Origin of the sequence: Arthrobacter bussei, assembly GCF_009377195.2 — a bacterium.
Classification (GTDB): domain Bacteria; phylum Actinomycetota; class Actinomycetes; order Actinomycetales; family Micrococcaceae; genus Arthrobacter_D; species Arthrobacter_D bussei.
Genome location: NZ_VJXX01000004.1, coordinates 253,055 through 279,932, shown reverse-complemented (window position 1 = coordinate 279,932; position 26,878 = coordinate 253,055). Strand labels below are relative to the sequence as shown.

The following is a 26,878-nucleotide window of genomic DNA, read 5'->3' as shown; positions in this document are numbered from 1 at the left end:
GGAAGGCTCGTCGGCAGAACTGTGGACACGGTTGCAGTGCAAACTTCCAGGGAGGGACCCCTACGTGCGTAAGGTTTTTCAGGCCGAGCTCCACCAGATCGGCGAGGAGCTGATCGAGATCTCGCAACTGGTGTCCGAGGCCATCCGGAAGGCCAACAGCGCCTTCCAGGGAGCGGACACCGAACTGGCCCAGGAGGTCATCGCGGCGGACGCGCGGATCGACTTCCTGCAGAACGATCTCGACGAGCGCGCGATCGACATCCTGGCCCTCCAGGGGCCCGTGGCGTCCGATCTCCGCATGATCGTGGGAGCCCTGCGCATGAGCGCCTCCCTGGAGCGCATGGGTGACCTCGCCCGCCACGTGGCGCAGCTCGCCCGCCTGCGGTTCCCCGCGAACGTCATCCCCGAGAGCATCCGCGCCACCTTCGACGAGCTCGCCGACCTCGACGTGCAGATCGCGGGCAAGGTCACCGAGCTGCTCGAGACGCGGAACCTGGAGTTGAGCAACGAGATCAACGCGGCCAACGCGCGCGTCAACGAGCTGCACGCGAGCGTCTTCCGCGCCGTGGCTGCCGAGGACTGGGCCGAGAGCGCGCCCACCACCGTGGACGTCACCCTCGCCAGCCGCTACTACGAGCGCTTCGCCGACCACGGTGTCTCGGTGGCGCGGAAGGTCACCTACCTGGTCACCGGCGAATGGCAGCCGAGCGCTCCGCTGACCTGATCTGCGCCCGGCATGACAGGACGACGGCGGCCCCCGCGGGGACCGCCGTCGTTCTGGTTCTGCGACGACCGGTGGAAGTCGCGCTCCCCGCGGCTAGTGCTTGCCCTGGTTCGCGACGGCTTCGATGGAGGCAGCGGCCGCGTCGGCGTCGAGGTAGGTACCACCGGCCTTGACCGGCGTGAGGTCGTCGTCCAGCTCGTACACCAGCGGGATCCCCGTAGGGATGTTGAGCGCTGCGATGTCCTTGTCACTGATGCCGTCGAGGTGCTTCACGAGGGCACGCAGCGAGTTGCCGTGCGCCGCGATCAGGACGGTCTTCCCGGCCCGGATGTCGACGGTGATGTCGGACTCCCAGTACGGCAGGAAGCGGTCGAGGACGTCCTTCAGGCATTCGGTGCGCGGGACGTCCTCGCCGAGGTCGGCATAGCGGGGATCGCCGACCTGCGAGTACTCGCTGGAGTCCTCGAGCGCGGGCGGCGGGGTGTCGTAGGACCGGCGCCACTCCATGAACTGCTCCTCACCGAATTCGGCGAGCGTCTGGGCCTTGTCCTTGCCCTGCAGTGCGCCGTAGTGGCGCTCGTTCAGACGCCAGTTGCGCTTGACGTCGATCCAGCTGCGGTCGGCTGCCTCGAGCGCGAGGTTGGCGGTGATGATGGCGCGCTTCTGCCGGGACGTGTAGACGATGTCCGGGAGGATACCGGCCTCTGTCAGCAGGTGGCCGCCGCGGGTGGCCTCCTCGCGTCCCTTCTCCGTGAGGGCGACGTCCACCCACCCGGTGAAGAGGTTCTTCTCGTTCCATTCGCTCTGCCCGTGGCGCAGCAGGATCAGTGTGTAGGTCATGGCTCCTAGTCTGCCGTATCCATGTCAGGCGGGTCATGCCGGGAGCGGCCTGTTCCGCGAGTGTTAAGCCTGTGGCCTAGCCTTGACGGGTGCCACCGAGACGACCGCCGACCAGACCCCTCGGGACCATCACGCGCGGCACCACGAACCCCAACCGCCTGCGCCGGGTGGACCGCTGGCTCGCCGGCCCGCAGTCCTTCCGCCTGCGCCGGGCCGCCGATCCGCTCGTCGTCGATCTCGGCTACGGGGCTGCTCCGGTGACGGCCGTCGAGCTCTTCGCACGCCTGCGGGCGGTGCGCGACGACGTCGAGGTGGTGGGCGTCGAGATCGATCCGGCGCGGGTGGCGGCGGCGGAACCGCTCGCGCGGCCGGGACTCAGCTTCCGGCAGGGCGGTTTCGAGCTGCCCCTCGACGGACGCCGACCCGTCGTGGTGCGGGCCTTCAACGTGCTGCGCCAGTACGGGGAGGACGAGTATGCAGCCTACTGGGACGAGGTGCGGGGCCGGCTCGCTCCGGGAGGACTCCTCGTCGACGGTACGTGCGACGAGATCGGCCGGCGCGCCACCTGGGCCGCGGTCGGGGCCGACGGACCGAGCTCGCTGAGCATCTCGCTCCGGTTCGGTGCCTTCACCCTGCCCTCGGACGTCGCCGAGCGCCTCCCGAAGGCGCTGATCCACCGGAATGTCGAGGGCGAGCGGGTGCACGCCTACCTGCGGGCGCTCGACAAGGCGTGGCTCGACGCGGCGGCGCTCGCGTCCTTCGGTCAGGCCCAGCGGTGGCGGACCATGTGCGCATCCCTGAAGAGCGCGGGCTGGCCGCTGGTGGATGGTCCGGCGCGCTGGCGCCTGGGCGAGGTCACCGTGGCGTGGGACGCCGTCGCACCCCGCTGAGACGGACGGTGGACAGGATGCCCTATGCGCTCGGCCTTCCGGCCGGGAGACGCGCTTTGATCAGGGGAGGCGGATCCCTACCAGGGGCCGTAGGGGCCGGAGTTGCCGCCGCGCCCGGAGGTCTGGCTGACAGCGGGCTTGACGTCCGCCAGGTACACGCACGCTGCGATGATCGCGACCAGCTGGAAGAGGTTGAAGCCCCCACGGCCGCCCAGGGCGGAGAGGAGACCGACCACGACGGCGCCACCGGTCAGGGCAAGCCAGAAGCCCTTGGTGCGCTTGAAGGCGGCCTCGAAGGCCGTGCCGGGACGACGCACGCAGTCGGAGAGGGCCCACACCTCGATGCCCAGGGCGACGAAGCCGAGCGCGAGGTACAGGAAGTACTGGGTCTGGAGTACGAGGTCCACGTCCTCAGCTTAGCGGGCCGCCCCGTCCGTGGCGCACCGGCGACACCGACCGACACCGTCGCGCGGCGCGACCCGACGGACACCCGCTATATCGTCATCGTCGCGTGGTGCGGACCCGATGACGGCCGGTCCGGTCAGAGGCCGCCGTCACGCCCGCCCGTGGCCCGGCGGAGCGCCTGGTCGAGGTCGGCCCACAGGTCCTCGGGGTTCTCGATGCCGACGGACAGCCGGACGAGGGCCTCGGGCACGGTCGCCGGCTCGGCGGGCTGGCGACGGCGGCGCTCCACGAGAGACTCCACGCCACCGAGGGAGGTCGCCGGGAGCCAGAGCCGCACCGCCTCGACCACGGCGTCCGCGGTGGCGACGTCGTCGAGCTCGATGCTGACGATCCCCCCGAAGCCGTTGAACTGGGCGGCGGCACGCTCGTGTCCGGGATCCGAGGCGAGACCGGGATAGCGCACGCGGCGGACGGCCGGGTGGTCGGCGAGGTGAAGCGCGAGGAAGGCCGCCGTCGCCTGGCTCCGCTCCATGCGCAGGGCGAGCGTCCGGAGTCCGCGGAGGGCCAGCCAGACCTCGAACGGCCCGGCGATCGCCCCGTGGAGGGTGCGATGCGCCAGCAACCTCGCGCGCAGCGCCGGGTCGGATGTGGCGAGCGCCCCGAGGACGACGTCGGAGTGACCCGCCAGCCACTTGGTCACCGAGTGCAGGACGACGTCGACCCCCGCTTCCAGCGGCCGGTGCACCATGGGTGTGTTGAAGGTGTTGTCCGCGACCACGAGGGCGCCGCGGGCGTGCGCCGCGTCCGTCAGGACGGCCAGCTCCGCGACCTCGAGCATGGGGTTGGTGGGACTCTCGAGCCACACCATGACCTGTCCGGCATCGAAGCGGTGCGCGAGCGCGTCGAGCGTACCGAGCACCGCGTCCGTATCCGCGATGTCCACCGTCAGCAGCTCGAAGCGGCCCTGTGCCGCGAGGTCGCCGGCGAGGCTGATGGAGCCGGCATAGGCGTGCCGCGGCATGACGACAGCTCCCCCGGTCGGCACGAGGGAGAGGGCTGCGGCAGCCGCGCCCAGTCCGGAGCCGAACACGAGGGCCGGCAGGTCGGCTCCCTCGAGCGCCCCCAGGGCCTCCTCGAACGGGTCCCACGTCGGGTTGGAGCCCCGGGCATAGATGCGGTCGCCGAGTTGCGGCGCCCGGGTCTCGTGGTAGGTCGTGGAGAGGACGATCGGCGCGTTGACGGGTGCGTCGTGCTCCCGCGGCGGTCGTCCCGCCGCGACGGTCAGGGTGTCCGGGGCGAGGCCGGAGTGGTCGGTGGCCATGGACCCGAGCCTAGCGCCGCTCCGGTTCCCCCCGGCAAGTGTTACCCCGCCCGGAGGGTCGGCGGCACTCGGTAGGCTTGGCGCGTGACCTATCCCCTCCCGCACGGCCTGCCCGGCCTCTTCGTCGCATTCGAGGGCGGCGACGGCGCCGGCAAGTCGACGCAGGCCTCGCTCCTCTGCAGGGCGCTCGAGGAGAGCGGCCGGACCGTGGTCCGGACCCGCGAGCCCGGCGGCACCCCGATCGGGGAGGAACTGCGCTCGCTGGTGCTCGAGCACGGCCACGGGGACATCGATGCGCGGACCGAAGCGCTCATGTTCGCCGCATCCCGCGCCGCCCACGTGCAGCAGGTGATCGTGCCCGCCCTGGGCCGCGGCGACGTCGTCGTCTGCGACCGCTACATCGATTCCTCCGTCGCGTACCAGGGCGTGGGCCGGGGCATCGGCGCCGCTTCCGTCCTGGACCTGAATCTCTGGGCCACCGATGGCCTCCGCCCCGACCTCACGGTCCTCCTCGACGTGGACCCCGCGGAGGGACGCAGCCGGCGCACCGCCGGGACCGTCGCCGAGGACCGACTCGAGTCGGAGCCCGACGGCTTCCACGCCGCCATCCGCGACGCGTTCCTCGACCTCGCCCGCCAGGATCCCGGACGCTACCTGGTGCTGGCCGCCGCGGCTCCACCCCCGGACCTGCACGCGGCGGTCCTCGTTGCCCTCACCCGGGTGGCGGCGTGACCGCCGTGGCACACGCTCTGCCCTCGACCGGGGTCTGGGCGGAGCTGCGCGGCCAGGAACAGGTGGTGGAGCAGCTCCGCCGTGCCGCGCAGTCCGGAGCGCCCACGCACGCCTGGCTCTTCACCGGACCGCCCGGCTCCGGGCGCTCGAACGCGGCACGGGCCTTCGCCGCCGCTCTCCTCTGCGACCGGGACCTGTTGACCGAACGGGGGTGCGGCACCTGCAAGGCGTGCCGCACCGTCCTGTCCGGGGCGCACGCCGACCTCACCAACGTCACCACGGAGAAGGTGACCATCAGCATCGACGAGGCCCGCGAACTCGTCCGGAAGGCGCAGGACAAGCCCTCCACCGGACGGTGGCGGATCATCATCGTCGAGGACGCCGACCGCATGCAGGAGCGCAGCACCAACGTGCTCCTCAAGGCCATCGAGGAGCCGCCGCCGCGCACCATCTGGCTGCTGTGCGCGCCGAGTCCGGGCGACGTGCTCGTCACCATCCGCTCACGCTGCCGTTCCGTGGGCCTCCGGCTCCCACCCGTGCAGGACGTCGCGGAGTTGCTCGTGGCCCGTGACGGGATCGATCCCGTGATCGCCGAGGCAGCCGCACGGGCCGCGCAGAGCCATATCGGGGTCGCGAAGCGGCTCGCCACGGACGATGGGGCGCGCGAGCGCCGCAACCAGATCGTCCGCCTGCCGTTGACGCTGCGCTCGGTCTCCGGTGCCATGCGGGCCGCCGCGGACCTCGTGCGCCTCGCCGAGGCGGAGGCGCAGAGCTCCTTCGAACAGCGTGACGCCGAGGAGCGCGCGTCGCTCCTCGCGACCCTCGGCGCTCCCGAATCAGGAACGCTTCCGCCCTCCATGCGCGCACAGATCCGGCACCTCGAGGAGGACCAGACGCGGCGGGCGAAGCGCTCGAAGAACGACTACTTCGACCGGGCCCTCACAGACCTCATCTCGTTCTACCGCGACGTCCTGATGCTGCAGGTCTCCAGCGGGCAGATGCTCGTCAACGAGCCACTGCGCCCGGAACTCGAGGACTTCGCCCGGCGTGAGGGCCCCGAGGACACCCTCCAGCGACTCGAGGCGATCAACGAGGTGCGCACGCGACTGGTCAGCACGAACGTCTCGCCCCTCCTCGCCATCGAGGCCATGACGGTGAGCCTCCTGTCCCGGAAGGACCTCGACCGATGACCCAGGATCCATCCCTGACGCGGCCCGGGATCGCACCCGGGATCTCACCCGTGAGCCCGCCCGCCCGGCGTCGCCCGCCGTTCGCGCTCCTGGCCGGAGCCGCCGTCGTCCTCGGCCTGGCCGGCTGCACGCTGTCCTCCCCCGCCGAGACGTCCGCGGACGGCTCGGTCAGTGTCGAGACCGCCGATCCCGCCGCCATCGGGGACGTCCCCGAGAACCTGCGCAGCTTCTACGAGCAGGAGGTGCGCTGGGAGGACTGCGAGGAGGAGTTCTCCTGCGCGACCATCGAGGTCCCGCTCGACTACGCGGACCCGGGACGCGCGAGCATCGACATCTCGGCCATCCGCGCGGACGCGACGGGTGACGCCCAGGGCACGCTCCTCGTCAACCCGGGTGGACCCGGGGGATCCGGCGTCGCCATCGTCCGGGACTCCCTGGACTACGTGGCGAGCGAGCGGCTGCGGGAGGACTACGACATCCTCGGCTTCGACCCCCGCGGCGTGGGCCGCTCGACCCCCGTGCGCTGCTACGATGCCGCCGAGCAGGACGCAGCCCGCCAGGAGTCCTACCCGGCCGACGCCTCGGACGACGAACTGCTCGCACTGCTGAGCGCCGACGCGAAGGAGTTCGCCGACCTCTGCGCCGAACGGACGGGCGAGGTGCTCGGCCACGTGGACACCGGGTCGGCCGCACGCGACATGGACATCCTGCGCGCCCTCGTCAGCGATCCGAAGCTGACCTATCTCGGCTTCTCCTACGGGACCCAGCTCGGTGCCACCTATGCCGGGCTCTTCCCCGGGCGCGCAGGGCGGCTGGTGCTCGACGGGGCCATCGACCCCTCGCTCAGCAACGAGGAGATCACGCTCGGCCAGGCCGACGGCTTCGAGAAGGCGGTCCGTGCCTACGTGGCGGACTGCCAGCAGCGCGCGGAGTGCCCCTACAGCGGGTCGGTGGACGACGGCGTCCGGCAGATCCAGGAGTTGTTCAGCGCCGTGGAGCGGGAGCCCATGACGGCGGACGACGGACGGCTGGTGCCGGTCTCGACCTTCGTCCAGGGCTTCATCCTCCCGCTGTACGACAACGGGAACTGGCCGACGCTCACGCAGGCCGTGACCGACGCCCTCGAGGGCGACCCCTCCGCCATGCTGTACCTGGCGGACCTGTCCGCGGAGCGACGCCCGGACGGCACCTACGCCTCGAACTCCACCGCGGCGTTCCTCGCCGTGAGCTGCCTCGACTACCCCATGACGAGCGACCCCGCGCAGATGAAGGCCGACGAGCAGCGGCTCATCGAGGCGTCGCCGACCTTCGGCCGCTTCCTGGCCTTCGGCGGCGTCACCTGTGCGCCCTGGAGGTCCCCACCCGTCGCTGAACCCGCCCCGACGGCTCCCGGCGCCGATCCGATCCTCGTCATCGGTACCACCGGCGATCCGGCGACGCCCTACGCGTGGTCCACGGCCCTCGCGGACCAGCTCGAATCCGGCGTGCACGTCACCTGGGAAGGCGAGGGCCACACCGCCTACGGCAGGTCGAACGACTGCATCCTCGATCTCGTGGACGACTACTTCATCGACGGGACGGTGCCGGCGGACGGTGCGCGGTGCTGATCGGAGGCTGCCGCACCGCCTGACTGCAGCCACTGCGGCAGCCGGCACATGGAGGGCAGGACGGCGTCGGCCCCCGCCCGGCGCAGATCCGTCTCGCTGTGGGCGCCCGTGAGGACACCGATGACCGCACCGGCGCCGGCGCGCCTTCCGGCGATCAGGTCCGACGTCGTGTCCCCCGCCACCAGGACCGACCGCACGTCCTCGATGTCGAGGGCGAGCACCGCCGTGAGGATGATGTCGGGATAGGGCCGTCCGCGGCCGGCGTCGGAGGGGCAGAGGCTGAGATCGGCGAGTCCCATCCAGCCCAGCGATGCCAGGATCATGTTCTGCGTGTGGCGTCCGAAGCCGGTGGCCAGGCAGATCTTCAGGCCCGCGTCACGCAGGGCGAGGATCGCCTCTTCGGCGCCCGGGATGGGCTGCACCCCGTGCCGGGCGAGCAGGGTGTCGTACACCTGCTCGAAGGTCCGGTTGACGTCGAGTGCCGTGGGCGTGTCGGCGAAGAGGCGCCGGAAGACGAGTTCCTTCGAGGTGCCCATGGTGCGGCGGGCATACGCCGTCATCGAGGTGAAGGCTTCCGTGCCCTGGGCGACACCGTGGGAGGTCAGGGCACGGGTGAAGGCTTCCTCCTGCAGGGCGCCCTCGTCGACGGTTGTCCCCGCCATGTCGATCACTGCGAGGGTGAATGGGCGGTCCTGCGTCATGCGGCGTCCCCTTTGCCGGCCGAGCCCGTTCCGGTCTCGGTGACGGGTGCTCCCCACGCTTCGCGACAGGACTGGCCCGCCGGAGAACGGGAAGCGGCGCAGGCGTGAACGGGAAACGAATTCGCGTCAGGATCCGCCATTTTGACCACGAGCGGGACCTGCCTATAAAGTTGTGGCTTGTGGATCGGCGCCGGGCTCAGCCCCGGACCGGGAAGCATTGCCTCCTTAGCTCAGTCGGTAGAGCGTCTCACTCGTAATGAGAAGGTCGCCAGTTCGACTCTGGCAGGAGGCTCCAGCAGAAGCCCCGGACGGTTCGCCGCCGGGGCTTTCCCGTGTCCCGAGGCTTCTCCGTGTCCCGGCGCTTCGCCGTGTCCCGGGCCTTCCCGCGTCCGCCTACGACGAGAACGACGGCGGACACCGAAGCATCCGCCGTCGTCCTCGTCCCGCCAGGAATCGGCCTGCGGGGCCTCCCCGAGGTCGATCAGCTCATGGCCGGCCCTGACTCGGAGGATGTGGTGAGCTCCCCGAGGAACCGATGGCACGTCGCGGCGCGCTCGGAGTCCTGGGCCATGACCTGCTCGAAGAACTCGGCGATGTCGTCGCGGCCGGCGTTGCGGGCATCACGGACGTACTGGCCGTAGTCATGCCCCGCCTTCAACGAGTGGTACTGCAGCGAGATCAGGTCGAACGAGACGTCGTCGAATCCGGTTTCTCCGGTAGCCATCAGGCACCTCCATGTGTGGGATGAACAGGTGCAGAAAAGGCTAGGTCGCGCTCCGTGGAGGCGGCAACGACGATCCGCGGGCCCACAGGTCTCGCCTGCGCGGGAGCGGTCTGGTAGGGGCGGGGGCGCCGCGGCGTCACGCCTGCAATCCGGAACGACGAGAGCCGCCCGGCGATGCCGGGCGGCTCTGAAGATCCTGCCGAATTCCCCGGTGGGGATCAGGCGAAGTCGGACGTCGCGGGGTCGGCTCCGATGCGACCTTCCGCACCCTTGTCGAGGGCGTTGATGGCCTCGACGTCCTCGTCCTCGAGCGTCACGTCGAGCGACTCCCAGTTCTCGATGATGCGCGACTCGGTCACCGACTTGGGGATGACCACGTTCCCGAGCGCGAGGTGCCAGGCGAGGACCACCTGGGCGGGGGTGGCGTTGCGCTTCTGCGCGATGTCCTGCAGTACGGCGTCGTCGAGCAGTCCCTTGCCGGAACCGATGGGCGACCACGACTCGTGGAGGATGCCCTTCTCGGCCTCGAACGCGCGCAGCTCCGCCTGGTTGAGGTAGGGGTGCGTCTCCACCTGGTTGATGACCGGCACCACGCCGGTGGCGTCGATGATCTCGGTGAGGGCCTCGACGGTGAAGTTCGAGACACCGATGCTCTTCACGCGACCCTGCTTCTGCAGTTCGATGAAGGCCTTCCAGGTGTCGAGGTACTTGCCCTGCTGGGGCTGCAGCCAGTGGATGAGGTAGAGGTCCAGCGTCTCGAGGCCGAGGCGCTCCATCGACGCGTCGAACGCCTTGAGCGTGCTGTCGTACCCCTGGTCCGCGTTCCACAGCTTGGTGGTGATGAACATGTCGTCGTGGCTGAGCCCCGATGCCGCGATCGCGCGGCCCACGCCGGCTTCGTTCCCGTAGATCTTCGCCGTGTCGATGTGGCGGTAGCCGGCCTTGAAGGCCTTGCCCACGACGTCCTCGGCGACGTTGTCCTCGACCTGCCATACGCCGTAGCCGAGCTGCGGGATGGTGTGGCCGTCGTTGAACGTAAGGTGTGGTGATGTAGTCATACAGGCGGGAACCACCCGCTGCGCCGGATTATTTCTGTTTCACCTGACAACTATCAGCCTGCGTGGCATGTCGCCGATCGAGGCCGGGGGCGCAGGCGGCCCGACGACGGGGGTGGATCCGCTGGACGAGACCTCCCTGCACGACGCCGCCTATCGTTACGCCTTCCGTCGCTCGCTCTCGGTGCGCCTTGCCTCGGCGGCCGCCCGCGAGGCCACCGGTCATGTCCTGCCGCCGACGCCCGGGTGGCCTGCGCTCCCGGCGTCGCCCGCGCTGACGGACGGGTACGACGACGGACGGGTCGACGTCCTGGTCGCGGCGAGGTCAGCACTGGAACGCTTCCTTCCGCCTGATTTGCCGCCCCGCATCTCGAACGATCCGGACCTGAGGTCCGCCCTGGCGGCGCTCCTGCCGGACGAGCGGGAGTTCCTCCTGCTCCGGCACTGGGACGGCCTCGAACCCGCCGAGGCCGCGCGTGCCACCGATCAGGCCGTCGACCGTCTGCGGATCGTCGAGGACGCCGTCGCGCAGCGGTTGGCCGACGGCGAGGAGCTTCCTGCAGAAGGGCTCCCACCTGCGAAAGGGCTGGGCCGTCCAGGACCGCGAGGGGAGGCGGGCGGGACCGACGGACCCGGCGCTGCGCCGGACTCCACGCTGCATCGGGCACGGTCCGGCTCTGAAGCGGCTATTGAGCGGTTGCGGCGGGCTGATCCTGCTGCGGCGGTCACCGAGGCGCAGCTCGAGGCGAGCCGAACCCGGTCCGCACCCCGGACGCCCCCGCCCGGCCCGTCCGAACACCCGGGCGTTCCACCTGCCGGACACGACCTCCGCGAGGCGTCGGAGCGTTCCGGGATCGAACCTCCCCGCCACGACGTCGGCGACGAGGACGGGCTGTTCACCGCCCGGGACATCCGCGTCGATGCCCCGCGGCCCGCAGTGCGCGGCGCCCGGGTCAGCCGGGTGCGGACCGCCGTCGGGGTGGCGTGCCTTCTCGCCCTCGTCGCGATCCTCGCCGGCGTGTTCGTTCCGCGACCACCCTCCGGTCCGTCGGAAGGCGTCGAGCGCCTGTACGGCCTGGCGGACGTCGTCGCGATCGTCTCCGACGCGGCGATCGAACCGACCCCGGTGGACGGCGACGTGCGGATCCTCCAGGCCTCCGTCGTGGTGCAGATCGTCAAGGGCGAGGCCGACGGCGACGTCCTGACCGTCGACGTGACCGGGCGGAGCACCCTCGAGCGCCCCTACAGCAGGAACTTCTTCCCGCCGCACCAGCTCCTCTTCCTGGTGCGTGACGGCGACGGTGTGCTCTCCCCGATCGAGGGGGAGGGCTCGGTGCTGACCCTCGTCGATCGGCGGACGCCCGAGGCCACGACGGTCTCCGGGAACCCTGCACCGCTGCCGCCGGAGCTGCGCGATGCCATCGACGCTTTGCCCGGGCCGGAGCTTGCCCTGTCGACGAGCGGCGTGGAACCGGGTGCGCTCGATCCGGCGGACATCGTCGGCATCCTGCCCGCCGAGGGGCGCAATGCGCAGAATCTGCCCGAGAACCAGTTGGGGACGTTCCGGATGGCCGCCGACGGCGGCAGGGCCTGCGTGTGGTTCGAGTTCAACGGCCGCTCGGTGGTGCTCCGCTGGCCCGAGGGTTTCTCCGCGTACGAGCGCGAGGAGGATCTGTCCTACCCCGACGGCGATCCGCGGGTGGGTCGGCGCGTCCTGACCGTCCTCAACGAGCGCGGCTACCCGTACGTGGACGAGAACAGGCCGACGCCGTACATCCGCGGTGTGTCCACTGGTGAACGGGCCACGTGCGGCGGCCAGGAACTCGACGTGTGGGACATCGCGGCCGGACCGGGCAGCACGCTGCTCTTCTACTGAGCCGCGGGACCATGCGCGCCGCGGGGAACGGAGCGCCTAGCGGTCGTCCGGCATCGACCGCTCGGCCTCCTCGACGTCGTCGGCCACCAGCTGGGCCCGCCGCCGGACGTTGTCGAGGCCGGCGGACGCGACGCCCCACCGTTCGCCGTCGAGCCGTGTCATCGCGGCGGCCTCCGCCGTGGTCGCGAGGGTGTTGCCAGCCCTGGAGAGCGCCCGGTGCACCTGGAGGAGCGCACCCGGGATGTCCAGTCCGGTGCTCGGGGAGGACGACTGCGCACGGACGCAGACGGACCGCACCCGCGGAAGCATCGCGCCGAGCTCGTTCGCGACGGCGACGAGCTCGTTGTAGACGTCGTCGTCCTCGATGCCCTCGAGGATCTGGTGGTAACGGTCGAGGCCACGCCGGAAGCGGTCGTGGGCGCGACGCCACACGCCCGTGCCGAGTTCGGCGTCGTCCTTCCGTCCCTGCCGCGCCGCCGCGAAGAATGCCACCCAGGCGCTACAGGTACTGGCCGGGGCCGTGGGTGTCCGGGGACGCCTGGGCCTGGCGGGCGGGCGGGGTACGGCGCGGCTCGCCGTCCTCCCCGACGACGACGCCGGGCGCGATCACCGTGCCCGGGGGGAGCTGCCGCAGCTGGAGGCGGGCGGCGAGCTGCTGGTTCGCCATCTGCTGTGCCGCGAGGGCCGTCTGGATCCCGTGGAACAGGCCCTCCAGCCAGCCGACGAGCTGCGCCTGCGCGACCCGCAGCTCCGCGTCGGTCGGAACCGAATCCGCGTCGAACGGCAGGTTGATCCGATGGAGTTCCTCGACGAGCTCGGGTGCGAGACCGTCCTCGAGCTCCCTGACCGAACGTTCGTGGATGGAGGCCAGCCGCGTGCGGCCGGCGTCGTCGAGGGGCGCACTGCGGACCTCCTCGAGGAGCTGCTTGAGCATGGTGCCGATGCGCATGACCTTCGCCGGCTCGTCGACGAGCTCGGCGAGTGTCGCGGGACGCCCGTCCTGCGACTCCTGGGCACCCTGTGCCGCATCGAGCTGCTCCGGTGTGCCGATGGTGCCCGTCTGCGGCTCGTCCGGAGTGCCCGGACCGGTCGCGGGGGCGGTCCGGAAAGGGCCTGCGGGCTGCTGTTCCGTCATGACGCTATGCTCCCACAACCGCCGGGAGCCGGGCACGTCAGATCCAGCCTTGCTCCCACGCCCTGGCCGCGGCCGCATGGCGTGACGGTGCATCCAGCTTGGCCATCGCCGAGGAGACGTAGTTGCGCACCGTCCCGGGGGCCAGATGCAGCTCTCGGGCGATCGTCTGGAGGCTCGCTCCCTGGTGCCCGTGCCGGAGGACGTCGAGCTCGCGCGCCGTCAGGGGGCAGGACTCCCCCGTGAGCGCGCTCGCGGCGATGTCCGGGTCGACGTAGCGACGTCCGGCCGCGACGTCGCGGATGACCTCGGCCAGCTGGTCCGCAGGCGTGGACTTCGGGACGAAGCCGGACACCCTGCTCGTCAGCGCCCGCCGCAGGACACCCGGCCGCGCGTGGCGCGTGACGATCACGACGCGCGTCGCGACACTCCGGAGGATCTCCTCCGCGGCGTAGATCCCGTCCGTGGGTGGCATCTCGAGGTCGAGCACACAGACGTCCGGCACGTGCAGCTGCGCGAGCCGCACGGCATCCGTCCCGTTGTCGGCGCTCGCCACGACCTCGAGGTCCTCCTCCAGCCCGAGCAACGCCTCAAGTGCCCCGCGGATCAGGTGCTCGTCGTCGGCGAGGACGATCCTGATCATGGCCGACCCCGATCGCCGGCCGTCGGGGAAGGGGCCGGGACCGCTGTGCCGGCGGATGCGCCGGCCGCCGCCATCCCCGGAGCGGAACCGGCAGGTGCTTCGGCTGTCAGGACGAACGAGCCGTCGTCGCCCCGGGCCGTGACGCGCCCTCCGACCGCCTCGAACCGGCGCCGCAACCCGTCGATCCCCGATCCGCCCGAGCGACCGGCGCCGGCGCCCAGGACGCCGTCGTTCCGCACCACCAGGACGCGCCGGGCGGCGGAGCACTCCAGCCTCAGCTGCACCGCGCCTGCTTCGCTGTGCCGGAGGATGTTCGTCGTCGCCTCCCGGATCACCAGGCCGAAGAGGGTACGGAGTTCGGCCGGCAACCCCTCGCCGTCGACGTCCACGGAGCAGGAGATCCCCGCCGCGCCGAGCACCTCCGCCGCGTTCGCCGCCTCGGCGGCCAGCGAGACCGCCCGGTAGCCGTGGACGAGGGCACGGGTGTCCTCGAGCGCCGTCCGCGCGAGCTGCTGGGCCTCGGTGATCTGGACCCGCGCGGCTTCCGGGTCGGTGTCGAGCAGGCGCCCGGCGAGCTCGGTCTTGAGGGCGATCACCTGGAGGTGGTGGCCCTGGATGTCGTGGAGGTCCGCGGCGAAGCGCAACCGCTCCTGCACGACCGCCAGCTCGCCGGATGTCCGGCGGCTGTCGTCGAGCCGCACCACGATCTCCCACCACCAGATGCTCCCGACGAACAGCAGCGGGGTCATGAGTGCCCACAGCGCGACCGACGCGAACCCTCCGGTGTCGGCGACCGCGCTCTGCCCGCTGTTCCCGAGGAGCATGCCGAGCATCCCGTGCAGCACGAGGGCGGGGACGGTGAGGGCGAGCACCCATGTGCGCTCGCGCCGGGGGACGACGACGGCCACGGCGTTCGCGGCGAACCAGAGCGGCAGGGCTGCGACCCACAGCGTATGGGACTGCAGCAGTCCGAGCACGTACAGCACCCCGGCGGGGAGGAGGAGCCACAGCGTGTACGTCCGGGCGGGAAGCCCCCCGCCCAGCCCGTTGCGGAAGAACCAGCAGTAGCGCACCAGAGCTGCGAGGGAGGTGACGGCGAGCAGGATCAGCGCGACATCGAGGAACTGCAGGCCGTAGGCACCGCCGCTGAGGAGCAGGAGGGTGTTCACGAGGCTGACGACGACGACGTAGAACACGATCGAGGCGATCGTGTACCGCCAGGTGGCGCGCACGCCGCGGCCCGCTTCCAGGGCCGGCGTCACCGCGTCGACCGCGTCCGTCCCCTCGTCCGAGGGACGTGATCGATCCGTGAAGAGCGCCATGCCGTCCATCGTAGGACCATGACATCTGTCATGGTCCGGGCATGCGGACCTGCACGGGCACGCGTGACGCCCGGGCACTGACCCTGCCGTCCCGGGCTCGGAAGGATGGAGGCATGACCACGACACCCAGCTCCCAGTCCACGTCCACCCGGGCCGTCGAATCCGACACCATCGCGGTCGCCGCCGAGGGCCTGCGCTGCTCCTACGGTTCGTACGAGGCCGTCCACGGGATCGACCTCAGTATCCGCAACGGCGAGTTCTTCGCCCTCCTCGGGACCAACGGTGCCGGGAAGACGACGACGATGGAGACCCTCGAGGGGCACCGTCCGGCGAGCTCGGGGACCGTCTCCGTCCTCGGCGGTGACCCGTACCGCGACAAGGCGTCGATCCGGCCACGCATCGGCATCATGCTGCAGGAGGCCGGCTTCGCGGACGACCTCACGGTCGAGGAGACGTGCCGGCTCTGGCTCCGCCTCTCCTCCGCGGATCCGAGGGGTCGAGGTGCGGCCGAGGTGATCGCCCACGGTCTCGACGTCCTGGACCTGGCCGGCAAAGCCTCCACCCGGGTGAAGATGCTCTCCGGCGGCCAGCGCCGCCGCCTCGACCTGCTGCTCGCCACGGCCGGCGAACCGGACCTCCTGTTCCTCGACGAGCCCACCACGGGCCTGGACCCCGAGTCCCGCGAGCGCACGTGGGAACTGGTCAGCGGACTCAATGACGCTGGGACCACCGTGGTGCTCACCACCCACTACCTCGAGGAGGCGGAGATGTACGCGGACCGCCTGGCGATCATGCACGACGGCGCGATCGCCGTCGAGGGGACGCTCGCCGACGTCCTGAACCGCGAACCCGCGGTCATCGCCTTCGAGGTCGACGCCGCGGTCGACGTCCTGCCGCTGTCGGCCCTCGGCCTGGCGCCGGCCTTCACCCCGACACCGTCCACCACCCGGGTGACCCTGCCCACGGGGGACCTGCAGGGCGATCTCTGGAAGGTGCTGTCCTGGGCCGACACGCATCGGCTGCACCTGGACCGCCTCTCGGCGTCGGAGGCCTCTCTCGCCGCCGTCTTCCGCCGGGTCAGCGTCGGCGCCTCCGCCTGATCCGATCCATCCGATCCCCCGACACCAGGAGTCATTCATGACCACCCTCACCCCTGCCTCGACCCGGGGCCCGTCCGCCGCACAGCGCGTGCTCGCGATCGCCCTCATGGAACTGCGGATCATCTTCCGCAACAAGACCGTGCTGACCGGCGCGGTGATCATGCCCGTCGGCATGGCCGTCTACATGTACTTCATCGGGGCCGACCAGCTCGCCGAGCCGTCCGGCGTGGCCGTCCTGGGAGGTCTGACCCTCATGCTGGTGGCTTTGCTCGGTGTCTACCTGACAGCGACCACCACGCTCGCCACCCGGAGGCAGGAGCTCTTCCTCAAGCGCCTCAGGAGCGGGGAGTCCTCGGACACGGTCATCTGGCTGGGCATGCTCATGCCCATCGTCGTGCTCGTCGCGGCGCAGCTCGCGGTGATCACGGCGGGCTTCGGGATCGCCGGTGTCGGTGCGCCGGCCCAGCCGCTCGTCGTCCTCGGCGCCGTCCTCGGGTTCCTGGCCCTCTGCGCCACGGCCGGCATGCTCACGAGCATCTACACGCCGTCTGCGGCCGCCGCGCAGATCACCACCCTGCCGTTCATCGCCGCCGTGGTCGGCTCGTTCTTCTGGACCGCCTTCGACGACGGCTTCGAGTTCGCCTCACGCCTCACCCCGGGCGGGGCCCTCCAGAACCTGCTCATGACCGGCTGGGGCGTCGAGCCCGTCGGTGCGTCCACGGCGGGTGCCGCCGTCGTGCTCCTCGCCTGGACCGTGCTGCCCTACCAGGTGGCCGCCCGGCGCTTCCGCTGGGAGAAGCGCTGAGCCCCGGACACGGCGAAGCCCGGTCCTCGCGGAGGACCGGGCTTCACGGGTGGAACGGGTGTCGCTAGCAGCAGCGCCCTTCGGGGTTGGCGTCCTGCCGGTCGGTCCGGTCCCGCCAGAACTCGCGCTCCGTCATCGGGTCGCCGCCCGCGTGGGAGCGCTCGTGGTGGTCGAGATAGGTCTGGTACGCGTTCTCGCCCATCACGCCCTTGAACAGCCAGGCCAGTTCCCGGGCGGTGTCACGCGCCCGGTGCAGGACATCGGGGACGGTCATCAGTGGCCCGACCGGGCGGGCCGCTTGCCGGGTTCGAGGGCGGACCACTGCGCTTCGAGGTCCTTCTCGGCCGGCGTGGCCACGAGGCCCGCCGGAGCGAAGATGCGCGACGCCGTCGGGGCGTCCTCGGCCCCCGGGCCACCACCCTGGCGGTAGGCCTTGATCGTCGCGAGGATCGCCGTGGCGATCACGATGATCGAGAGCACCACGAACACGATGGAGAGCGTGCCCTGGATGAAGGTGTTGCGGACCACCGCCTCCATGGCGGCGACGGTCTTCGCGGTTCCGAAGCTCTCCTCGCCCGCGTCGAGGGCGTTCCTGAAGGCCGTGTGCTGCGCCCAGTACCCGATGGCCGGGGTGGGCGAGAAGATCTTCAGGAACGACGCCGTGATGGTCACGACGGCGGCGAAGGCCAGCGGGAGCGCGGGGATCCACAGGAATTTGAAGAGCCCGCGCTTGGCGCAGATGGCCATGCAGACCGCGAGCGCGATCGCCGCGAGGAGCTGGTTCGCGATGCCGAACAGCGGGAAGAGCGTGTTGATGCCGCCGAGCGGATCGGTGACGCCCATGATGAGGATCGCCCCCCAGCCGGCCACCATGATGGCGGTGCAGATCCACGCGCCGGTCCGCCACGAGGTGTCGCGGAAGCGGGGCACGAAATTGCCGATGCTGTCCTGCAGCATGAAACGGGCCACGCGGGTCCCGGCGTCGACCGCCGTGAGGATGAACAGCGCCTCGAACATGATGGCGAAGTGGTACCAGAACGCCATCATGCCCGCGCCGCCGAAGACGCCCTGCATGATCTGGGCGATCCCGACGGCGAGGGTCGGAGCGCCGCCGGTGCGGGACACGATCGACTCCTCGCCGACGTTCGTCGCCATGGTGCTGAGCGCCTCCTGCGTCAGGTTGACGCCGGTGAGTCCGAGCCCGTTGACGAACGCGACGGCACCCTCGATGGTGCCGCCCGTCGCAGCGGCCGAGGAGTTCATCGCGAAGTAGATGCCGCGGTCGATCGACAGGGCTGCGACGAGCGCCATGATGGCCACGAAGGACTCCATGAGCATGCCGCCGTACCCGATGAAGCGTGTCTGGCGCTCCTTCTCGATCATCTTCGGCGTGGTGCCGGAGGCGATCAGCGCGTGGAACCCGGAGAGGGCGCCGCAGGCGATGGTGACGAAGAGGAACGGGAAGAGCGTTCCGGCCACCACGGGGCCCGCACCGGTGGTCGCGTACTCCGTGACGGCCGGGACACTGATCTCGGGGCGGGTGATGACGATCGCGACGGCGAGCATGACGATCGTGCCGATCTTCATGAAGGTCGAGAGGTAGTCGCGCGGTGCGAGCAGGAGCCACACGGGCAGGACGGCGGCGATGAAGCCGTAGATGATGATGCCCCAGGCGATGGTGATGCGGTCCAGCGTGAAGAGCTCGACGCCCCAGGCGGTCTCCGAGATCCAGCCGCCGCCGATGATCGCGAGCAGGAGCAGGACGAAGCCGATCAGGGACACCTCGGTGACCTTGCCGGGCCTCAGGTAGCGCAGGTAGACACCCATGAAGAGGGCGATCGGGATGGTCATCGAGACGGAGAAGACGCCCCAGGGGCTCTCGCCGAGGGCGTTGACGACGACGAGCGCCAGGATCGCGACGATGATGATCATGATGGTGAGGGTGGCGACGAGCGCCGCCGTCCCGCCGATGACGCCCAGTTCCTCCCGGGCCATCTGGCCGAGCGACCGGCCGCCGCGGCGCATGGAGAAGAACATCACGAGGTAGTCCTGGACGGCGCCGGCGAAGATGACGCCGATGATGATCCAGAGCGTGCCGGGCAGGTAGCCCATCTGCGCGGCCAGCACAGGTCCGACCAGGGGCCCGGCACCGGCGATGGCGGCGAAGTGGTGCCCGAACAGGACGCGGCGGTCGGTGGCGGCGTAGTCCTTGCCGTCGGCCTTGTACTCCGCCGGTGTCGCCCGGCGGTCGTCCGGCTTCAGCAGGTTGCGCTCGATGAACTTCGAGTAGAACCGATAGGCGATCAGGTAGGTGCAGACCGCCGCGAACACGAACCAGATGGCGTTCACGGTCTCGCCGCGCACGATGGCGAGGATGGTCCAGGAGACACCGCCGAGGAGGGCGATGCCCACCCACAGCGCGATCTTCGCCGGTGTCCACCGGCGGTCCTCTGCTTCGGCCTGCTGCGGGTCGACGGCGACCGGCGGCAGGTCCGGATCCGTCACCAGCACGTCGGCGTGCCGGTGGGATCCGCTCTGCTTGTTACTCATGATGCTCCTCGAGTGCGAGAGTGTGGTGCACACGAAGGTAGCAACGTAGTGAGGCGTGCGTCACATGGCAAGCCCGCCGTCGGGCGGCGAGCGCCGAACGCGCGCGGGTGTGCGCTGAACGGCCGGGCGACGGTCCGCCGGAGGCCGGCCGCTCCTTCGCGTCCGTCCATTGACGGGAGCCAGGGGCGGCCGCCTCGGGTCAGGGCCGAATCAGCGCGCGTCGTCCCGCACGGCAGGAGGCTCGTCGTCGTCGTTCGCGTTCAGGCCCTCGCTGATGCTCGAGTGCGTCCTTGTGCGCCCGTCCGCCGGCTCGTCCGCGTCATCGGTGGGCCCGTTGTCGACGCCGTCGGGCACCTGGTCGCCGAGGTTCTCGGCGAAGCTGTCGGCCGCCTGCTCCAGTCCACCCTCGTGCCCGTCGTGCCCGTCATCGCTCGTACCCATGGCAGTGCTCCTTCCGTCGGTCGTCGATCCAGCCTCGCACAGCGCCGCCCGGATCGGAAGCATACTGATGATCGCGCTGCGCGGATCCACACCGTGCGCGCCACCGGCGCCTGCCCAGCTCCTACCCGAGCGTCAGGAGGACCTTCCCCGTGTGCTCGCCCGAGTCGAAGTAGGCGTGGGCCTCCGCCACCTCGGCGAGCGGGAAGGTCCGGTCGACGAACGGCTTGACCGCACCCGCGGCGACCAGCGGCCAGACGTTCTCCTCGACGGCGGCCATGATCGCGGCCTTCTCCTCCGCCGGCCGGGCCCGCAGGGTGGTCCCCGCGACACTCGCGCGCTTGCCCATGAGCATGCCGAGGTCCAGCTCGGCATGCGAGCCGCCCTGCAGTCCGATGACCACCAGCCGTCCGCCCGTGGCCAGCGCGTCGAGATTGCGCGACAGGTACTTCGCCCCGACGACGTCGAGGATCACGTCGACGCCCCGGCCGTCCGTCGAGGCGAGGACCTCCGCCACGAAGTCCTGCCTCCGGTAATCGATGAGGGTCCGCACCCCGAGGGACCGGGCGACGGCGAGCTTGGCCGGCGATCCGGCCGTCACGTGGGGCACGGCGCCGAGGGCCAGGACGACCTGGATGGCCATGACCCCGATCCCTCCGGACGCGCCGTGGATGAGGACGCGCTCGCCCCTGCGCAGGCCGGCCTGCAGCACGAGGTTCGACCACACGGTCGCCGCGGTCTCGGGCAGGCCGGCGGCGTGGGTGAGGTCCACCCCCTCCGGCGCGCACACCACCTGACCGGCGGGCACCGCCACCCGTTCGGCGTAGCCCCCGCCCGCGAGGAGCGCGACGACGGCCTCCCCCTGCGCGAAATCCGAGCTTCCCGGCTCGGCGATACGCCCGGACACCTCGAGGCCGGGCACGGTGGACGCGCCGGCCGGTGGCGGGTAGAGCCCACGCCGCTGCTGGACGTCGGCCCGGTTGAGCCCGGCGGCGACGACGTCGATCAGCACCTCGCCGTCGCCCGCCACCGGATCCCGGACCTCCTGCACGGACAGCACCTCCGGCCCTCCGGCACCCTCGATCACCACTGCGCGCATGGTCGCCTCTCCCGTCCCTCGATGGTTGGGCGTCCCACGCCCTTTCGTGAAACACTATCGGCGGGAAGGTTGTCCGAGCGGCCGAAGGAGCTGGTCTTGAAAACCAGTGGGCGGTCACCCCGTCTCAAGGGTTCGAATCCCTTACCTTCCGCTCCCGAGGAGGCTCCGCAGCGCGGGGCCTCCTCTTCTCGTGGTCGACGTGCCGGGCCCGCGTCCGGCGGTCCGCCCGGACCGTGGTGCGGTCCGTCGCGGTCCTGTACTGTCCCGAGGAGCAACAGCCGTGCCGCGGTGGACGCGGCTGACGACGGGGTCTCGATGCGTACTGGGAACATCAGGGGAACGGACGTGCGCCGGAGTGTCGGGGCCGGCAGGCGTGGGGTTGTCGGCGTCGCGCTCCTGGCCCTGATGGCGTCCACAGGGTGCAGCCTCCTCCCGACCCCGGGGCCGGAGCGGGACGCCCAGGGCGCGGTCACCGCCGAGGCCGAGACGGACGCGTTCTCCATCGCCGTGGGCGACTGCATCGACGACCCGGGCCTGACCGACGTCTCCGACATCACCGTCCTGCCCTGCGCGGAGCCGCACACGTTCGAGACCTTCGCGAGCAGTACCATGCCCGACGGCGACTACCCCGGCGAGGCCGCCGCGAACACCGCGGCCGGCGAGTTCTGCGCCGGCGAGTTCACGGCATTCGTGGGCGTGGAGTACGACGCTTCCGTGCTCGAGCTGCTCTACTTCTACCCCGTCGAGGACAGCTGGAATACCGCGGAGGATCGCGAGATCCTCTGCTTCGTCGCCGAAGCCGGAGAGACCCCTGTGACCGGTTCGCTCGAGAACGCCGGCCGATAGGCCCTATTCGTCCACGGATCACCGCCAGTGGCACCCGTTCTTCCGGGGCCACTGGCTTTTTGGTAACCCGTTGTTAACGATGTTCTGGTTGGCTTCTCCCGGGGATAGGAATGTCACCTGCGTCACATATGGTGCACATGCCAACGCGCCCACCCCTCCAGCGGGTCGGCGGGCTTCACTCGCGGCCGTCATGGCCATCGTCAAGGAGAGTACGAACGAATGGGTAATTCGTCATGGAAGGGAGCGCTCGGTGCGGCGCTGTCGGTAGGGCTCATGGCCTCGCCGATGATCGCACTGCCGGCCAATGCGGTGGAGACACCGCCGGCCACCGCGTCCGTCACAGGAGACGGCGTCGTCATCAACGAGGCCTTTGTCTCGGGCGGGTCCGCAGGGACGCCGTTCACCAACAAGTTCGTCGAGCTCTACAACCCGACCGACGCGCCGGTCAGCCTCGACGGCTGGTCGCTGCAGTACCGCGGAGCGACGTCCACCGCCGCCCCTACGGCCACCGCACTCCGGGGCACCATCCCGGCGAAGGGCTACTTCCTGGTCCAGGGAGGCAGCAACGGCACGGCCGGAGCAGCACTCCCCACTCCAGACCTCACCGCCCCGGGCCTCAACGTCGGAGCACCCGGCGGCGTGATCGTCCTGTCGAACCAGGCCGCCACCGTCGGCGCCCTGCCGTCCGGCAGCATCGTCGGGACACCCGGCGTCGTCGACGCGCTCGGCTACGGCAGCGCGAACGCCTTCGAGGGCTCGGTCGCCACCACGCCCGGTTCCGGCAGCACCAGGTCCACCGCGCGCACCGCGTCCTCCGACACGGATGTCAACGGCGCCGACTTCACCCTCCAGGAGGCCACGCCGACCAACAGCGCCGCCACCCCGGGCGGCCCGACCCCCACGCCGACGCCGACCCCGACCCCGACCCCGACACCGACACCGACACCGGGCGTCGTCACGCCCATCCGGGACATCCAGGGAACGGGCAGCGCGACGCCGCTCTCCGGCCAGACCGTCACCACACGCGGCAAGGTCACCGCGGCGTACCCCACGGGCGGGTTCGCCGGGTTCTACCTCCAGACCCCGGGAAGCTCGGCGACAGCCGACCAGACCGCCTCGGACGCCGTCTTCGTCTACTCCCCCGCGACGGTCGCGTCCGTCGCCGTGGGTGACTACGTGGAGGTCACCGGTACCGCCGGTGAATTCGCGGGCCTGACGCAGATCACCGTCGCCGCCGGCGGCACCACCGAGCTCACCGAAGCGGCCGAGGAGCCCAAGGCCTCCGCCATCGCACTGCCTGCCACGGAGGCGGCGCGTGAGGCAGTCGAGGGCATGCTCCTCCAGCCCGGCGACACCTTCACGGTCGCCGACAACTACACGCTCAACCAGTACGGCGAGGTCACCCTCGCCGCCGGTACGGAGCGCCTCCTCCAGCCGACGGATGTCGCCCGTCCCGGTACGCCCGAGAACGCGGCGGTCATCGCCGACAACGCGGCACGCGGCATCCGGCTCGACGACGGCGCGTCGACGAATTTCTTCGCGCAGGCGAACCGCGGAAAGGTGCTTCCGTACCTCACCACCGCGCAGTCCGTCCGCGTGGGCTCCACCGCGCAGTTCACCTCGCCCGTGGTCCTCGACTACCGCAACAGCGCCTGGAAGTTCCAGCCTCTCGCCGAGCTCGACGGCGCCAACCCCGGTGGCGTCCAGCCCGTGCAGTTCACGGGCGAGCGCCCCACGGCACCGGCCGAGGTCGGTGGTGACGTGAAGATCGCGTCCTTCAACGTCCTCAACTACTTTCCCACCACCGGTGACGACCTCGCCGGCTGCACCTTCTTCACCGACCGCGCCGGCAACCCGATCACCATCAACGGCGGCTGCGACGCCCGTGGTGCGGCGGACAAGGAGAACTTCGAGCGTCAGGAGGCGAAGATCGTCGCGGCCATCACCGCCCTCGACGCCGACGTCGTGACCCTCATGGAGATCGAGAACTCCGCCAAGTTCGGCAAGGACCGCGACGCCGCGCTGGCCACCCTCGTGGAGGCACTGAACGAGAAGGCGCCGGGCACGTGGGACTACGTCCGCTCCCCTGCGGCCGTCCCGGCCCTGGCGGACGAGGACGTCATCCGGACCGCCCTCATCTACAAGAAGGCCGTCACGGAGCCGGTCGGCGAATCCGTCATCCTCGATGACGACGTCGCGTTCTCGAATGCGCGGAAGCCCCTCGCCCAGGCCTTCAAGCCCGTCGGCGGTTCCGACGCCGAGACGTTCCTCGCGATCGTCAACCACTTCAAGTCGAAGGGCTCCGGACCCAGTTCGGGCGCGAACGCCGACAGCGGTGACGGCCAGGGCGCCTGGAACGCGGCTCGCGTCACCCAGGCGCGCGCCCTCGTGGCCTTCGCGGACTCGGTGAAGGCCACGGCGAAGACCGACCGTGTGTTCCTCACGGGCGACTTCAACTCGTACACGCAGGAGGACCCCATGCAGGTCCTCTACGAGGCGGGCTACGTCAACCAGGGCGAGAAGGACGGGAACTACTCCTACGTCTTCTCCGGCCTGAGCGGCTCGCTCGACCACATCCTGGCCTCTCCCACCGTCGATGCCACGGTCTCCGGCGTGGACACCTGGAACATCAACTCGGTGGAGTCCGTCGCGCTGGAGTACAGCCGGTTCAACAACAACGTCACCGACTACTACGTGGCGGATCCGTACCGCGCCAGCGACCACGATCCCGTGATCGTCGGATTCGACCTCGCCCCCGCGGACACGACCACGGACGTCAACCTCCTGAACATCAACGACTTCCACGGCCGCATCGATGCCAACACGGTGCGGTTCGCGGGCACTGTCGAGAAGCTCCGCGCCGAGTTCGGCGAGGACAGCACCGCGTTCCTGTCCGCAGGTGACAACATCGGCGCTTCCCTCTTCGCCTCGTCCCTGCAGGACGACGAGCCCACCCTGGACGTCCTGGACGTCCTGGGCCTCGAGGCCTCGGCCATGGGCAACCACGAGTTCGACAAGGGCTTCGACGACCTCGCCGGTCGCGTCAGCGACTCCGCGGAGTTCCCCTACCTCGGCGCGAACGTCTACGCCAAGGGCACCACCGATCCCGCGCTCGACGAATACACGATCATCGACGTCAACGGCATCGATGTCGCCGTGATCGGCGTCGTCACCGAGGAGACGGCGACCCTCGTCAGCCCGGGCGGCATCGAGAACGTCGACTTCGGCGATCCCGTGGCGGCGGTGAACCGCGTCGCTTCGCAGATCGAGGAGCAGGATCTCGCGGACGTCATCGTCGCCGAGTACCACGAGGGCGCCGGTGACGGTGTCGTCGAGGGTGCGACCATCGAGGAGGAGATCGCTGCGGGAGGCGCCTTCGCCCGCATCGTGAACGAGACCACACCGCTCGTGGACGCGATCTTCACCGGCCACACCCACAAGCAGTACGCGTGGGACGCACCGGTCCCCGGTGCGGCCGGCACGACACGCCCCATCCTGCAGACCGGATCCTACGGTGAGTTCATCGGCCAGGTCACCCTGACGGTGGACACGGCCACGGGAGACGTGCAGTCCTACACCGCCCGGAACGTCGCGCGCACCACCGACACCGACGCCACCCTCGTCAGTACCTTCCCGAGGGTCGCCGAGGTCAAGACCATCGTCGACGCGGCGCTCGCCCAGGCGGCGATCATCGGCAACCAGCCGGTCGGCTCGGTCACCCAGGACATCACGACGGCGTTCACGGGCACCACGCGTGACGACCGCACCTCCGAGTCCACGCTGGGCAACCTCGTGGCCAACTCACTCCGCGCGAGCCTCTCACCCGCCGAACGCGGCGGAGCGCAGATCGGCGTCGTCAACCCCGGCGGACTCCGCAATGAGCTCTACTTCGCACCGGACGGGGTCGTGACCTTCGCAGAGGCCAACGCGGTCCTGCCCTTCGTCAACGACCTCTGGACCACCACGCTCACGGGCGCGGAGTTCAAGGCCGTCCTCGAGCAGCAGTGGCAGCCGGAGGGTAGTTCACGCTCCTTCCTGGCCCTCGGCCTCTCGGACAACGTGAGCGTGACCTACGATCCGGCTCTTGCACGCGGCTCGCGGATCACCTCGGTCCTCGTCGACGGACAGCCGCTCGACCCGGCGAAGGACTACCGCATCGGTACCTTCAGCTTCCTTGCACAGGGCGGCGACAACTTCACCGCCTTCCGCGAGGGAGCCGACACGCGTGAGTCGGGCCTGGTGGACCGCGATGCCTGGATCGACTACATCCGTGCCAACAGTCCGCTGTCGCCATCATTCGATCGCCGCAGCGTCCAGGTCCAGGGAGCTCCGACCACGGTGAAGGCCGGCACAGCCGTCTCCTTCGCCGTCTCGAAGCTGGACCTCACCTCGCTGGGCAGCCCGATCAACACCACGCTCGCTGCGAGCTACGTGGCAGCGGACGGGACGAGCACCGAGCTCGGCACCTTCCCTGTCACCGGAGGGAGCGCCACGGTCGACCTGACCATCCCGGCGGCGGCCGGCGGCCAGGGCCGCATCATCCTGACCGCAGCACCGAGCGGTACGACCGTCACCCTGCCGGTGACGGTGGAAGCTGTCGCCGAGCCCGAGGTCCCCGTCAAGCCGGGCAAGCCCGAGAAGCCCGGCAAGCCGGAGAAGCCCGGTAAGCCCGAGAAGCCGGAAAAGCCCGTCAAGCCGGGCAAGCCGATCAAGCCGGAGAAGCCGGGCAAGCCCGCCTGACACGCTCAACCGCGACTCCGGTCGTGCCGAAGGATGAGAGGGACCTCCACCGCCACGGTGGGGGTCCCTCCCCTGTGTCACGGGAAACACTGAACCGGGGTCCGGCCCGTCGCAGCTCCGCTGGTCAGGTGGTGGGCT

The 26,878-nt window shown here is 70.5% G+C and carries 24 protein-coding genes and 2 tRNA genes; 12 read left to right on the top strand and 14 right to left on the bottom strand.

The window, feature by feature from the left end:
* Window positions 1-64 precede the first annotated feature (64 nt).
* Complete coding sequence (phoU, locus tag FNH21_RS13240) at window positions 65-724, top strand: phosphate signaling complex protein PhoU (protein WP_191931960.1); 660 nt, start codon at window positions 65-67, stop codon at window positions 722-724.
* 93 nt (window positions 725-817) lie between these two features.
* Here phoU and FNH21_RS13235 read toward each other — a convergent pair whose 3' ends face one another.
* Window positions 818-1,564, bottom strand: a complete 747-nt coding sequence (locus tag FNH21_RS13235) for a phosphoglyceromutase (protein WP_152816403.1) — start codon at window positions 1,562-1,564, stop codon at window positions 818-820.
* Window positions 1,565-1,653: 89 nt separating this feature from the next.
* Here FNH21_RS13235 and FNH21_RS13230 point away from each other — a divergent pair, with 89 nt between their 5' ends.
* A complete protein-coding gene (locus tag FNH21_RS13230) occupies window positions 1,654-2,454 on the top strand; it encodes a class I SAM-dependent methyltransferase (RefSeq protein ID WP_191931959.1) in 801 nt (266 codons plus the stop codon).
* A 77-nt stretch (window positions 2,455-2,531) separates the two neighbouring features.
* Here FNH21_RS13230 and FNH21_RS13225 read toward each other — a convergent pair whose 3' ends face one another.
* Window positions 2,532-2,861 (bottom strand): DUF2516 family protein, encoded by a 330-nt coding sequence (locus tag FNH21_RS13225; protein WP_055765154.1) that lies wholly within the window; start codon window positions 2,859-2,861, stop codon window positions 2,532-2,534.
* Window positions 2,862-2,995: 134 nt separating this feature from the next.
* The gene (locus tag FNH21_RS13220) at window positions 2,996-4,180 is read right to left on the bottom strand and encodes a trans-sulfuration enzyme family protein (RefSeq protein ID WP_152816402.1); all 1,185 of its coding nucleotides are present in this window, start codon (window positions 4,178-4,180) and stop codon (window positions 2,996-2,998) included.
* Between the two features lie 84 nt (window positions 4,181-4,264).
* Here FNH21_RS13220 and tmk point away from each other — a divergent pair, with 84 nt between their 5' ends.
* The 3 genes from tmk to FNH21_RS13205 are packed head-to-tail and all read left to right on the top strand — an operon-like array spanning window position 4,265 to window position 7,709.
* Complete coding sequence (tmk, locus tag FNH21_RS13215) at window positions 4,265-4,912, top strand: dTMP kinase (protein ID WP_338403280.1); 648 nt, start codon at window positions 4,265-4,267, stop codon at window positions 4,910-4,912.
* Window positions 4,909-6,102: a DNA polymerase III subunit delta' gene (locus tag FNH21_RS13210; protein WP_338403279.1), complete on the top strand. Its 1,194-nt coding sequence runs from the start codon at window positions 4,909-4,911 to the stop codon at window positions 6,100-6,102. Before tmk ends, FNH21_RS13210 begins: the two co-directional genes overlap by 4 nt.
* Window positions 6,099-7,709 carry an alpha/beta hydrolase gene (locus FNH21_RS13205; RefSeq protein WP_152816400.1) on the top strand — a complete coding sequence of 537 codons (1,611 nt, stop codon included), beginning with the start codon at window positions 6,099-6,101 and terminating at the stop codon, window positions 7,707-7,709. The genes FNH21_RS13210 and FNH21_RS13205 overlap by 4 nt, the downstream gene beginning before the upstream one ends.
* On the opposite strand, the gene FNH21_RS13200 is transcribed toward FNH21_RS13205, so the two are convergent.
* The gene (locus FNH21_RS13200; protein WP_152816398.1) at window positions 7,664-8,410 is read right to left on the bottom strand and encodes an HAD family hydrolase; all 747 of its coding nucleotides are present in this window, start codon (window positions 8,408-8,410) and stop codon (window positions 7,664-7,666) included. The genes FNH21_RS13205 and FNH21_RS13200 overlap by 46 nt on opposite strands.
* A gap of 219 nt (window positions 8,411-8,629) precedes the next feature.
* Here FNH21_RS13200 and FNH21_RS13195 point away from each other — a divergent pair.
* Window positions 8,630-8,705 (top strand) — tRNA-Thr (locus tag FNH21_RS13195).
* A gap of 186 nt (window positions 8,706-8,891) precedes the next feature.
* Here FNH21_RS13195 and FNH21_RS13190 read toward each other — a convergent pair.
* Together FNH21_RS13190 and FNH21_RS13185 are read right to left on the bottom strand one after the other, a co-directional pair.
* Window positions 8,892-9,134, bottom strand: a complete 243-nt coding sequence (locus FNH21_RS13190) for an acyl carrier protein (RefSeq protein ID WP_152816396.1) — start codon at window positions 9,132-9,134, stop codon at window positions 8,892-8,894.
* Window positions 9,135-9,352: 218 nt separating this feature from the next.
* A complete protein-coding gene (locus FNH21_RS13185; protein WP_152816394.1) occupies window positions 9,353-10,192 on the bottom strand; it encodes an aldo/keto reductase in 840 nt (279 codons plus the stop codon).
* A gap of 67 nt (window positions 10,193-10,259) precedes the next feature.
* Here FNH21_RS13185 and FNH21_RS13180 point away from each other — a divergent pair, with 67 nt between their 5' ends.
* Complete coding sequence (locus FNH21_RS13180; protein WP_152816392.1) at window positions 10,260-12,065, top strand: hypothetical protein; 1,806 nt, start codon at window positions 10,260-10,262, stop codon at window positions 12,063-12,065.
* Between the two features lie 36 nt (window positions 12,066-12,101).
* Here the strand turns inward: FNH21_RS13180 and FNH21_RS13175 are convergent, their stop codons facing one another.
* From FNH21_RS13175 to FNH21_RS13160, 4 genes are read right to left on the bottom strand one after another with little or no spacing between them, the layout of a single operon-like run.
* A complete protein-coding gene (locus tag FNH21_RS13175) occupies window positions 12,102-12,557 on the bottom strand; it encodes a hypothetical protein (RefSeq protein ID WP_191931958.1) in 456 nt (151 codons plus the stop codon).
* Between the two features lie 7 nt (window positions 12,558-12,564).
* On the bottom strand, window positions 12,565-13,200 hold the full coding sequence (locus FNH21_RS13170; protein ID WP_152816390.1) for a bacterial proteasome activator family protein: 636 nt from the start codon (window positions 13,198-13,200) through the stop codon (window positions 12,565-12,567).
* Window positions 13,201-13,237: 37 nt separating this feature from the next.
* Window positions 13,238-13,840, bottom strand: coding sequence for a response regulator transcription factor (locus FNH21_RS13165; RefSeq protein WP_055765173.1), 603 nt, complete (start codon window positions 13,838-13,840; stop codon window positions 13,238-13,240).
* Window positions 13,837-15,162, bottom strand: a complete 1,326-nt coding sequence (locus FNH21_RS13160) for a sensor histidine kinase (protein WP_191931957.1) — start codon at window positions 15,160-15,162, stop codon at window positions 13,837-13,839. Before FNH21_RS13160 ends, FNH21_RS13165 begins: the two co-directional genes overlap by 4 nt.
* A gap of 113 nt (window positions 15,163-15,275) precedes the next feature.
* On the opposite strand from FNH21_RS13160, the gene FNH21_RS13155 reads away from it, so the two are divergent.
* Both FNH21_RS13155 and FNH21_RS13150 read left to right on the top strand, forming a co-directional pair.
* Window positions 15,276-16,262 (top strand): ABC transporter ATP-binding protein, encoded by a 987-nt coding sequence (locus FNH21_RS13155; RefSeq protein WP_152816386.1) that lies wholly within the window; start codon window positions 15,276-15,278, stop codon window positions 16,260-16,262.
* A 37-nt stretch (window positions 16,263-16,299) separates the two neighbouring features.
* Window positions 16,300-17,067: a hypothetical protein gene (locus FNH21_RS13150; RefSeq protein WP_152816384.1), complete on the top strand. Its 768-nt coding sequence runs from the start codon at window positions 16,300-16,302 to the stop codon at window positions 17,065-17,067.
* Window positions 17,068-17,131: 64 nt separating this feature from the next.
* Here FNH21_RS13150 and FNH21_RS13145 read toward each other — a convergent pair whose 3' ends face one another.
* The 4 genes from FNH21_RS13145 to FNH21_RS13130 all read right to left on the bottom strand — a co-directional run bounded on the left by FNH21_RS13145 (window position 17,132) and on the right by FNH21_RS13130 (window position 21,154).
* Window positions 17,132-17,341, bottom strand: coding sequence for a YbdD/YjiX family protein (locus FNH21_RS13145; protein WP_152816382.1), 210 nt, complete (start codon window positions 17,339-17,341; stop codon window positions 17,132-17,134).
* Window positions 17,341-19,617, bottom strand: a complete 2,277-nt coding sequence (locus FNH21_RS13140) for a carbon starvation CstA family protein (RefSeq protein ID WP_152816380.1) — start codon at window positions 19,615-19,617, stop codon at window positions 17,341-17,343. The genes FNH21_RS13145 and FNH21_RS13140 overlap by 1 nt, the downstream gene beginning before the upstream one ends.
* 210 nt (window positions 19,618-19,827) lie before the next feature.
* Window positions 19,828-20,058 (bottom strand): hypothetical protein, encoded by a 231-nt coding sequence (locus FNH21_RS13135; RefSeq protein ID WP_152816378.1) that lies wholly within the window; start codon window positions 20,056-20,058, stop codon window positions 19,828-19,830.
* Between the two features lie 121 nt (window positions 20,059-20,179).
* Window positions 20,180-21,154: an NAD(P)H-quinone oxidoreductase gene (locus FNH21_RS13130; RefSeq protein ID WP_152816376.1), complete on the bottom strand. Its 975-nt coding sequence runs from the start codon at window positions 21,152-21,154 to the stop codon at window positions 20,180-20,182.
* Window positions 21,155-21,217: 63 nt separating this feature from the next.
* Here FNH21_RS13130 and FNH21_RS13125 point away from each other — a divergent pair.
* From FNH21_RS13125 to FNH21_RS13115, 3 genes are all read left to right on the top strand, one after another.
* Window positions 21,218-21,305, top strand: a tRNA-Ser gene (locus tag FNH21_RS13125).
* 164 nt (window positions 21,306-21,469) lie between these two features.
* A complete protein-coding gene (locus FNH21_RS13120) occupies window positions 21,470-22,000 on the top strand; it encodes a septum formation family protein (protein ID WP_152816374.1) in 531 nt (176 codons plus the stop codon).
* A 219-nt stretch (window positions 22,001-22,219) separates the two neighbouring features.
* Window positions 22,220-26,740, top strand: a complete 4,521-nt coding sequence (locus FNH21_RS13115; protein WP_152816372.1) for an ExeM/NucH family extracellular endonuclease — start codon at window positions 22,220-22,222, stop codon at window positions 26,738-26,740.
* The last annotated feature ends 138 nt before the right edge of the window (window positions 26,741-26,878 follow it).

Coding starts and splice junctions, on each gene's coding strand:
- FNH21_RS13235 (WP_152816403.1), bottom strand. CDS start 1,564: ATGACCTACACACTGATCCTGCTGCGCCACGGGCAGAGCGAATGGAAC.
- FNH21_RS13220 (WP_152816402.1), bottom strand. CDS start 4,180: ATGGCCACCGACCACTCCGGCCTCGCCCCGGACACCCTGACCGTCGCG.
- FNH21_RS13205 (WP_152816400.1), top strand. CDS start 6,099: ATGACCCAGGATCCATCCCTGACGCGGCCCGGGATCGCACCCGGGATC.
- FNH21_RS13200 (WP_152816398.1), bottom strand. CDS start 8,410: ATGACGCAGGACCGCCCATTCACCCTCGCAGTGATCGACATGGCGGGG.
- FNH21_RS13190 (WP_152816396.1), bottom strand. CDS start 9,134: ATGGCTACCGGAGAAACCGGATTCGACGACGTCTCGTTCGACCTGATC.
- FNH21_RS13185 (WP_152816394.1), bottom strand. CDS start 10,192: ATGACTACATCACCACACCTTACGTTCAACGACGGCCACACCATCCCG.
- FNH21_RS13180 (WP_152816392.1), top strand. CDS start 10,260: ATGTCGCCGATCGAGGCCGGGGGCGCAGGCGGCCCGACGACGGGGGTG.
- FNH21_RS13170 (WP_152816390.1), bottom strand. CDS start 13,200: ATGACGGAACAGCAGCCCGCAGGCCCTTTCCGGACCGCCCCCGCGACC.
- FNH21_RS13165 (WP_055765173.1), bottom strand. CDS start 13,840: ATGATCAGGATCGTCCTCGCCGACGACGAGCACCTGATCCGCGGGGCA.
- FNH21_RS13160 (WP_191931957.1), bottom strand. CDS start 15,162: ATGGCGCTCTTCACGGATCGATCACGTCCCTCGGACGAGGGGACGGAC.
- FNH21_RS13155 (WP_152816386.1), top strand. CDS start 15,276: ATGACCACGACACCCAGCTCCCAGTCCACGTCCACCCGGGCCGTCGAA.
- FNH21_RS13150 (WP_152816384.1), top strand. CDS start 16,300: ATGACCACCCTCACCCCTGCCTCGACCCGGGGCCCGTCCGCCGCACAG.
- FNH21_RS13145 (WP_152816382.1), bottom strand. CDS start 17,341: ATGACCGTCCCCGATGTCCTGCACCGGGCGCGTGACACCGCCCGGGAA.
- FNH21_RS13140 (WP_152816380.1), bottom strand. CDS start 19,617: ATGAGTAACAAGCAGAGCGGATCCCACCGGCACGCCGACGTGCTGGTG.
- FNH21_RS13135 (WP_152816378.1), bottom strand. CDS start 20,058: ATGGGTACGAGCGATGACGGGCACGACGGGCACGAGGGTGGACTGGAG.
- FNH21_RS13130 (WP_152816376.1), bottom strand. CDS start 21,154: ATGCGCGCAGTGGTGATCGAGGGTGCCGGAGGGCCGGAGGTGCTGTCC.
- FNH21_RS13120 (WP_152816374.1), top strand. CDS start 21,470: ATGCGTACTGGGAACATCAGGGGAACGGACGTGCGCCGGAGTGTCGGG.
- FNH21_RS13115 (WP_152816372.1), top strand. CDS start 22,220: ATGGGTAATTCGTCATGGAAGGGAGCGCTCGGTGCGGCGCTGTCGGTA.